At 47.4% G+C, this 2,468-nt stretch carries 2 protein-coding genes; both read right to left on the bottom strand.

Going from position 1 to position 2,468, the window contains the following annotated elements:
• Window positions 1–1,733, bottom strand: a 1,733-nt coding sequence (locus QVO39_RS00105) for a TonB-dependent receptor (protein WP_288171143.1), incomplete at its 3' end; no start/stop codon positions are given.
• A 69-nt stretch (window positions 1,734–1,802) separates the two neighbouring features.
• Window positions 1,803–2,468, bottom strand: a 666-nt coding sequence (locus QVO39_RS00100; RefSeq protein ID WP_288171142.1) for an outer membrane beta-barrel protein, incomplete at its 5' end; no start/stop codon positions are given.

The raw sequence follows: 2,468 nt of genomic DNA, 5'->3' as shown, positions 1-2,468 counted from the left end.
ACCCAGCTCTTATTGAGCATCAGCTGAGTAGTATAAGAGATCCCGGGCTTGAGGTTGGGGTCGCCCACTTGGTATTCAAATCGAGAAATGTATTGATAGTCCGGCTGTAGTCTCCAGAAGCTAGGTCGAATGATCTGGCTTCTAAAGGATAGCTGTGTATTGACTCCCCACAGTTGACCACCAAAGGAAAGGGTAGGGAAAAGGTTGGTCTTGATGTAGTCTTTTACCCCATTGGCTACAGATTGATTTCCGTAGTGATTGCGGACATGCTCCATGCGTAGCCCTGCAGTAAGCATATACTTTTCGGCTATGGCGTGGCTATACTCGGTATAGAGCACATAGGTTTGCTCTTTGAGGGTGCTATTGAGGTCGGGTATTTTGAGTTCCTGATCATTGTAATTAAAGAAGCTATTATTGGCCCATGAGTATCCGCCCCCTACATTCAGTGTCCCACCCCAAAGCGGGCCATCAATATCTAGCCTTGCACCAAAAGATTGGTACTTATCGCCACTTTTACTCGTGAGAGATCTCAATTCGTAGGCCTTGGTATGCCCCTCCTTTGTGGTGCTCGTCTTTTCGGATGGTGTGCTTTCGTAGTAGTCAAAATCTATCTGCGTCTTCCAATGTCCTATCTTACGCATATAGTAGAGGCTAGGGCGGTGTGTGTAGTGCCAAGGAGTCTTTTGGGTGGTGAAGCTATAGTAGTCTATTTTGTCTTGATGGTCGAGCTGACTCTCTAGTAGGGCTTCGTCGGTTGAGAGATCGTTATTGGCATTAAATCGATACTTGATACCGGCACTCTGCTTTTCGTCGGAGTAATTGATGCCGAATGTATAGGTGTGGTCGTTCTCTCCAAACTTTGAGTCCATCCTTGACTTATTGATCCACTCGTATTGATCTATTTTGCCGATGAATGTGGCATCGTCTGTGATATTGATTCCTCTCCATGCTTGATCCCAGCCAGAGACAAAGAAGTCCCAATTATCCTTTCGGTAGTTGAGTGAAAAGTATGAGAACCCTCCCATCTTACGTCCCTTATACTTGTCGAGTGTACCTTCAAGGTTTCCGCTGAGTCCCGAGCCGGGGTCACGGCGGGTGTATATTTTGATGACGGCACCGACCGATGAGCTGTACTTGGCGCCAGGGTTGGTGATCACTTGAATATCCTTGATGAGATAGGGCTTGAGCTCTCTCATTTGATTGGGGTCGGTCATCAGTCGGTCGTTGATGTAGATAACTGGGGTGCCCTTTCCGGTTACTTTCACCTTGTCATTCTCTATCTCTACTAGTGGAATGCCTCTGAGCACACTGTAGATATCGGTGAGCTTGGAGAGGGGCGAACCATCGATCTGGGTGCTAAGTCCGCCAGCGACCAATCGGTGTGAGACGCGATTGGCAGTGATGGCTACCTCCTCTAGCATGGTGGTGCTCTCGGAGAGGGTGAGTGTGTACTCCTTGAGCTCTTCGCAAAGCACTTGCTCGGTGCTGTAGCCGATCAGACTTGCTTGGAGTAGGATAGGTAGCTTGTGGTCACCGATAGAGAGAGCAAAGGTGCCATCCTCCTTGGTGACGCCACCCACGATGGTGGCGGAGTCGGGTAGGGCAATGGCTTTAATCGTGGCATAAGGGAGTGGTTTCCCCTCTTTGTCCGATACCTTTCCTTTGATCTCTTGTGCCAATAGGTTGCCTGTAGCCAAGCAAAGTATCAGCAAACTGGTGATGAATTGTTTCATAACGTGTGTGAATAGTTTGATGGTGTTAATTATGGTGGTCACCTTGCCGTGACAAAGGTACTTATTTTATTACATACGATTAATTACGGAGCCGAGGGCACCCTTGCCTTGGTACTTTTGCTTCGTTGCATTGAAGCGATAAGCAATGGTAAATTGGGCTCTAGGCAATACTTGTTGCTTGACTGTCGACTCTGTATACCTTGTCACCACTCTTACCGTCATAGGTGATGAGGTGAGTTTGAGGTTACTGACCGAAAATGAGGTGGTGAGTGCCTTATTCTTCAGCCATCGCTTTGAAATCTCAAAGGAGCTATTGATCATAGAGCCTAATATTTCCATATTATCTTGGTTGCCCCCACTAGGTAGGTAGCTAATATTAGCACTGATGGTAAGCTCCTTCGGTAGTGTAATTTGGTTTTGCCATTGAAGGAATATGAATGCCTGTCGATTGGTGATGGTCTCCTCAAAGTGCTGGAGGTCATATCCAAGTAGCTTCATAGCACCAAAGGTGAAAGTGGGGTGCCACCACTTGATCCGAGGACTAAGAATAATATTGGCCCCAAGTATACTGTAGGGATCGGCATTGATGTGCGTGATGAGGGTCATATAGGGTAGATACTTGGTCGCGTCATTAGGGTCACGCATCGGTTGGGTCGTTTGTGTAAGGGAGTTGACCTTGTACTCATGCGAGAGCATCAGTGTTACCCAGCTCTTATTGAGCATCAGCTGAGTAGT

The organism is Porphyromonas sp. CAG:1061, assembly GCF_000435035.1.
Classification (GTDB): domain Bacteria; phylum Bacteroidota; class Bacteroidia; order Bacteroidales; family Porphyromonadaceae; genus Porphyromonas_A; species Porphyromonas_A somerae.
This window is presented reverse-complemented; position numbering and strand designations above follow the sequence as displayed.